The sequence below is a fragment of the Caballeronia terrestris genome, from assembly GCF_001544515.1.
GTDB classification, from domain to species: Bacteria; Pseudomonadota; Gammaproteobacteria; order Burkholderiales; family Burkholderiaceae; genus Caballeronia; species Caballeronia terrestris.
Genome location: NZ_FCOL02000137.1, coordinates 1 through 6,398, shown reverse-complemented (window position 1 = coordinate 6,398; position 6,398 = coordinate 1). Strand labels below are relative to the sequence as shown.

5 protein-coding genes are annotated in these 6,398 nt (G+C 60.3%); 1 reads left to right on the top strand and 4 read right to left on the bottom strand.

Annotated features, from left to right (window positions below; translation table 11 throughout):
* Positions 1 to 143: 143 nt before the first annotated feature.
* The gene (locus tag AWB67_RS33630) at positions 144 to 1,823 is read right to left on the bottom strand and encodes an ABC-F family ATP-binding cassette domain-containing protein (RefSeq protein WP_087660323.1); all 1,680 of its coding nucleotides are present in this window, start codon (positions 1,821 to 1,823) and stop codon (positions 144 to 146) included.
* A gap of 167 nt (positions 1,824 to 1,990) precedes the next feature.
* On the opposite strand from AWB67_RS33630, the gene AWB67_RS33625 reads away from it, so the two are divergent.
* Positions 1,991 to 2,488 carry an alpha/beta fold hydrolase gene (locus tag AWB67_RS33625; protein ID WP_159965069.1) on the top strand — a complete coding sequence of 166 codons (498 nt, stop codon included), beginning with the start codon at positions 1,991 to 1,993 and terminating at the stop codon, positions 2,486 to 2,488.
* A gap of 258 nt (positions 2,489 to 2,746) precedes the next feature.
* On the opposite strand, the gene AWB67_RS33620 is transcribed toward AWB67_RS33625, so the two are convergent.
* From AWB67_RS33620 to AWB67_RS33610, 3 genes are read right to left on the bottom strand one after another with little or no spacing between them, the layout of a single operon-like run.
* A complete protein-coding gene (locus AWB67_RS33620; RefSeq protein WP_087660321.1) occupies positions 2,747 to 3,712 on the bottom strand; it encodes a 2-hydroxyacid dehydrogenase in 966 nt (321 codons plus the stop codon).
* Between the two features lie 38 nt (positions 3,713 to 3,750).
* A complete protein-coding gene (locus AWB67_RS33615; RefSeq protein ID WP_200822380.1) occupies positions 3,751 to 5,244 on the bottom strand; it encodes a sodium:solute symporter family protein in 1,494 nt (497 codons plus the stop codon).
* 19 nt (positions 5,245 to 5,263) lie between these two features.
* Entirely contained in the window at positions 5,264 to 6,310 is a 1,047-nt protein-coding gene (locus tag AWB67_RS33610; protein ID WP_268808144.1) for a mandelate racemase/muconate lactonizing enzyme family protein, read from the bottom strand.
* Positions 6,311 to 6,398 lie beyond the last annotated feature (88 nt).

The following is a 6,398-nucleotide window of genomic DNA, read 5'->3' as shown; positions in this document are numbered from 1 at the left end:
GGTTGCTTCCGGCTGGAGCATTTGCCGGGTGGGACTTACACCCACTGGAAAGCGCCACCTTTTCACGGCGCACACCCTAAGCGGCCCTTCGACCCGATGCGAGCGCTGTGGCAGCTTCCAAGGTGGAACTGCCAGGGGCCATCTCAGGCGATGACCTTCTGCTCCCCGGCAGCCTGCTCGCGCATGCGACGGGCTTCGTCGCGCAGGAACTGCTGGTAATCGTCCAGATCGCCGTCGAAAGGCTCGACGCCACCCTTGGTGACGAGCCAGAACTCGTCGCATACCGCGCGCAGCAGGGACCGGTCGTGACTGACCAGCATCACTGTGCCTTCGAATTCGTTGAGCGCCATGCCTAGCGCTTCGCGCGTGGCCAGGTCCAGGTGGTTGGTAGGCTCGTCGAGCAGCAGCAGATTGGGCCGCTGCCACACGATCATGCACAATACGAGCCGCGCCTTTTCGCCGCCGCTCATCGTGCCGACCGCCTGATGGACCATGTCGCCACTGAAGTTGAAGGTGCCGAGGAAGGTGCGAAGCGATTGTTCGGTGCCACTCTGGCCCGGGGCACGCATGTTCGCCGGCGTGTCCTTGGCAAGGCGGATCATGTGCTCCATCGGCGTGTCGAGAGGCCGCAGGACGTCGAGTTCCTGCTGGGCGAAGTAGCCGATGTTCAGGCCTTTGCCTTCGCTGATTTCGCCGGCGATCGGCGCCAGCGCGTGCGCCACCGTCTTCACCAGAGTGGACTTGCCTTGGCCGTTGGCACCGAGAATGCCGATGCGCTGCCCGGCCAGCACGGATCGGCTGATGCCCCGCACGATGACCGTCGGCGGCGTGCCAGGCGGTGCGTCGGTCGGCGCCGGGTAGCCGAAGCTCGCGTCCAGCATCGACAACAGCGGGTTCGGGACGTTGAGCGGCTCCTTGAACTCGAAGTTGAACTCTGCATCGGCGAGCACCGGTGCGATCTTCTCCATGCGTTCGAGCGCCTTGACCCGGCTCTGCGCCTGCTTCGCCTTCGAGGCCGTGGCCTTGAAACGGTCGATGAATTTCTGCAGGTGCGCGATCTTGTCCACCTGCTTGGCCATCGCAGCCTGCTGCAACACCAGTTGCTCAGCACGCATGTCTTCGAACTTGCTGTAGTTGCCGCCATAACGCACAAGCTGGGCGTTGTCGACGTGCACCGTCACCTGCGTCACCGCGTCGAGGAATTCGCGATCGTGGCTGATCACTACCAAAGTTCCTTGATAGCGCTTGAGCCACGCTTCCAGCCAGACCAGCGCGTCGAGGTCGAGGTGATTGGTCGGCTCGTCGAGCAACAGCAAGTCGGACGGGCACATGAGCGCGCGCGCCAGTTGCAGTCTCATCCGCCAGCCGCCTGAGAAACTGTTGACCGGCTGGCTAAGCTGCGCCGCACTGAAGCCAAGGCCCAGGATCAGCGCCTGGGCACGGGCGGGGGCATCATGTGCACCGGCGTCGTGCAGGGCCATGTAGGCGTGCGCCATGCGCATGCCGTCGTCGCCGGCCTCAGCGGCGGCTACTTCGGCCTGCGCGGCCAGCAGTCCGGTGTCACCCTCGATAACGAACTCGGTCGCACTCTGCTCGGTCTCCGGCATCTCCTGCGCGACCTGGCCCATCTTCCATGCAGCGGGAATCGAGAACTCGCCGCCGTCTTCGTGCAGCGTGCCATTGAGAAGGCCGAAGAAGGATGACTTGCCGGCGCCATTGCGGCCGACAAGGCCAATTTTTTCGCCGGGGGTGAAGGTGACGGACGCGCGGTCGAGTACGACATTGACGCCACGGCGCAGCGTGACATTACGGATGGAAATCATAGGGGGCTACTTCGGGGAGGATAGGCATGATAGCCCACTGGACGTACAGCACTGTCTTTTCTTGCCGCACGAGTGAAGAGCCGCTTGAGCTTTGCGGAGCCCACCGGCCACAAGCGAGGCCTGCACCGGCGCGCCGGGCGTCCCTGCTGCGGGGCGAGGAGCAGACGGTGAGTGACGGCCGATCCGACGTCAAACTCTCGGGTTGGACCACCCTCAATCGGTGGGCGTCGAGCAGAAAGCACCGCATCCCGCGTACTCGCGGCAATCTTTACGCTCGCGAGTACCCCGGCGAAGGGCCGACGTTCGTCATGATGCATGGCTTTCCCGACAACCTTCAGATCTACGACTTCCTGATTCCCCATCGCACCGAGGCGGGTCGCCACGTCGTCGTATTCGATTTCATGGGGTTCGGCGCATCTGACAAACCGGTCAGCGAAAAGTACGGTTTCCGCCAGCAGGTAGAAGACCTTCTTTCGGTCGCCAATGCGCTTGGTCTCGACCGCATCGTTCCGGTCGCCCACGACTCGTCAGGGCCTGCGGCAATCAATATTGCACTCGACTACGCCAGGCGGGTGCTTCCATTTGTATTCGCAACTCGCTTTATGCGGAAGCCCCGACGCTCAGATACCCCGAGTTTATCGAGCTGTTCGCCACGAAAAACCTGAACGCGTTGACCCAAGCGATTCTCCACAGCCCGGCGCAGTTCGCCAGGATCCTCAACTTCCAACGCGACAGTTTCCAGTCACATCTACCCTAGAGCCAGAAGGAGCGCTACGCCACTTTTCTTGGTCCGGTCATCGATGCGAACTTCCGCGACGCGCCCAGTTCCGGCCCGGCGTTTGCGCAGATGACGTCCGAACTCTTCGAAGAGGCATCGAGAAACGTTCTCCGATTGCCTGAACTGGCTGCGCTTCCGTCGATGACTATACCGGAGATATCAGCGGTAATCCGCGAACCATAGCATCGATGTTTTCAAAAACAAGGTGAGCCATCGCCTCACGCGTTTCTTTGGTGCCGCTGCCGATGTGCGGGGTAAGCAGGACGTTCTTGAGCGCAATCATGGACGAGGGCACGTGCGGCTCATTCGCGAACACATCCAGACCAGCCCCTCCAATTTCACCATTCTTCAAGGCGTTTTCAAGCGCGTCTTCGTCTACCACCGATCCGCGGGCTACGTTGATGAGAATTCCCTGCGGACCCAAGGCTTCGTGCACATGCCCATCGACCAGGTGTCGTGTCTTGTCTCCGCCTGGAAGTGAAAGCACCAGGACGTCTGCTACTCGCGCCAAGTCGATAACCGAACCGTAATACTCGTACGGCAGATCGCTCTTGGGGGTGGGTCCGTAATACGCGACACGCATGCCGCACGCGACGACACGGCTCGCTATCTCGCGCCCGATCCCGCCCATGCCCACGATTCCACAGAGCTTTCCGCCGATCTTCGTACCGAGCGGAAACTTGTTTGTAGTCCACTCTCCCGCCCGTATGAAGCGGTCTGCCTCTGCGATGCGTCGCGCGACACCCAGAAGCAGGCCTAACGCAGCATCTGCGACGCAACCATTGAGGACGTTTGGCGTGTTCGTGACGGCGACTCCACGGCTTGCCGCCGCTTGCAGATCGATCGGGTCAACGCCTACCCCAAAGCTTGCGATTAGTTTCAGATTTGGAAGCGACTCAATCAGCATCTTGTCTGCGCCGATCGCGCCGCTCGTCGCGAGGACTTCAAAGCGCGTTCCATGTTCGGACAGAAATGCCCTGCTGTCCGATTGCTCCCATAGTCTTGATGTCGCATAGGCGCCTTCGAGGCGCTGCATCAGACCAGGATGCAAGGGTCCCGCGATCAGCACATCGATCGGGCGATTGAGGGATTCGGTTGCGGTATTTGTCATTGCAGGAATCACGATTGGTTTGGTTGTAGTTCACAACGTTAGGTACGTTCTGCGGCGGCCGATTGTTGCCCACGATGCAGGACCTTCCAAAGCTGGCTGATCGTCATCACGGCCAACGGCACGCCGAGCGCGAAATACGAGCTGTCGACGCCGTACGGGTTGCCCGCGATGAACCACGAGATCGTTGCGATAATCGATAGGACGATGCCCGCCATCGCGCCTCTGGGCGTACCGAAGCGAGGTGCGTAGAAGCACAGGAGGATCATCACGGCGAGCGTGGCCCGGAGCGACTTGCCGAGAAATGCGATGAGCAGGATCTTGCTCGCAAAAAGCGCCAGGACCAGAGGAATCAAGCCGATGACAACGGTGCTGATCCGAATGAAACGCACTGACGAGCGATCGTCACGTTGACCTTTGAAATGCGGTTCATAAAAGTCTCGCAACAGCAGTGTGCCTGATGCGATGGTGCTAGCCGATATACCTCCGAATAGCGCTCCGGCCAGTCCGATGACAACGATGCTCGCAGCAAAAGGAGGCATGTGAGCAATGAGCACCGGGAAAGCATCGATTGATTTGATTCCCGGATACAGCATTGCGCTACACACGCCGATCAACGCAACGATCACGCCAAAAGGAATCATCAGCGCGGCGACGTAGTAACACGCGCGTCGCGCACCTTTGTCGTCGGGTGTGGTGACAATGCCCTGGATGACGTACTGGGTCGCAAAAATGGACCCTATTCCAGCAATCATCCACGCGATGATCTGCGATAGTCCTACCCCGGTCGGGTCGAACATGCGTGCGGGAAGTGCGCTGCGCAGGTGGTCGTAGCCTCCGGACTGCGAGAGCGCAAATGCAAGTGCGAGCACGATGCCCAGATATTTGATGATTGCGTTCAGCGTGTTCGTGTAGATCACCGAGCGAAAGCCGCCGACCGTCACGAAGAAGATGGCGACGAGGCCGACAATCACGGTAGCGATGCCGCGGTCGATGTGCATGACCGCGCCGAGAACTGCGCCGCCACTTGCATACAGCGCGACCGCGACGACATTCAGCGAAAATATCGTCAATACGGACGCGGCGTACCGCACGCCTTTACCATACATCTGCTCCAGAATGGCTGAGATGGTGTTCAACTTCGTGCGACGATAACGGCCAACGAGCAACACGCCCAGCAGCAGAAACCCCATCGACAGAGCGACGAGATTCCATCCAGCAGAGATGCCATCCTCGAAGCCCTTCTGCGCCGTCCCGATGCTGACCGAGCTTCCGATGAACTCCGATAACATCAACGCCGCAATGAGCCACGGAGCAAAGGATTTGCCGCCCTCGGTGAAGCCCGCGCTGCTGGAAGCATGCCGGCGGACGCTAAAGCCCATGAATGCGACAAGCGCGAAGTACAGCGCCGTGACGCCAATGATCAATGCAGTACGTGTTAGCACTTTCTGTGCTCCAATATGAAAGCGTGACAACTGTGGGCAGCCGCTCTTTTTGCGCAGGTCCGGATGCGCATGCACACCGTGCGGGTGCATGGGGCTTTGCCAGGTCGAATTACCGGGCTAGTCGGCTCTCGCGAATAACCGCGCCTTTAGTCTCTCGAACCTCAGGCAATAGCGCAGTGCCAAGACCTGGGTCCGTCGGCGCCAGAGCAATACCGTCTCGAATGACCGGCAAACGGTCGACGATATCGGGATACCAGCTCGCGAGTGATGCTCGTACAACTTCTTGAAAGATTGCTGTGGGGGCGTGAAGAGAAAGGTGCAGGCCGGCCATCAGCGCAACGGGACCCGTGCAGTCGTGTGGAGCAAGCGGTCTCGCATAAGCCTCGGCCAGTGCGGCGATCTTGCGCCCCTCGCTCAGTCCGCCGCACCAGGTCAGGTCGAGCATCACGACATCGAGCGCGTCCGCGGCCAGGATGTCGCGAAAGCTTTTTACTCCCGCGAGGTTTTCGCCGCCGCAGATCGGGGCCCGCGTCTGCCGACGCAGGTCGGCCACGGCGCTGAAGTTGTCCATCTTGGCGATGGGATCCTCGACCCAAAGCACATCGAACTCCGCGAGCGCATCGCAGATTCTCGCTGCAGCGCGCGAGCTCCAGAGACTGTGCAGCTCGCACATGATCTCGATCCGATCTCCGACCGCCCTTCTGATTTTTCGAAACGGCTCGACCCCGGTATTCAAGTCGACGAGGCTGATGTGATCGGGACTATTCATCGCAAAGTCGTCGAACGGCCAAATCTTCATCGCCCGATAACCTTCGTCCAAAAGACTTTCGGCTAGCGCGCCTGCATCGCGCATGAACGCGAACTGGTCGTCGTACGGTCCCGCGCTTCTTCCGTCCGAATCAACGATGCGGCGCGCACCTTGGGCGGTATTGAAGTCGTATCCGGCGCACGTGTTGTAGACGGGAATCTGTCCGCGCATCGCACCGCCGAGCGCCACATGCACAGGCACACCCGCGCGTTTGCCCGTCAGATCCCATAGCGCAATATCGACCGCGCTCGCTGCCCGCACTTCTGCGCTGCTGCTGTTGAACCCGACGTACGAGCCCATCAGCTCATGCGCAATCGCGGTGACATGCTCAGCGGAGCGCCCCAATATCGCGGGCGCGACTAGTACAACATCACCTAAATAGCTTTAATAATTAGGCACGTTAATTATCGGGTTGCAAATACGGCTCCAGGAGCGT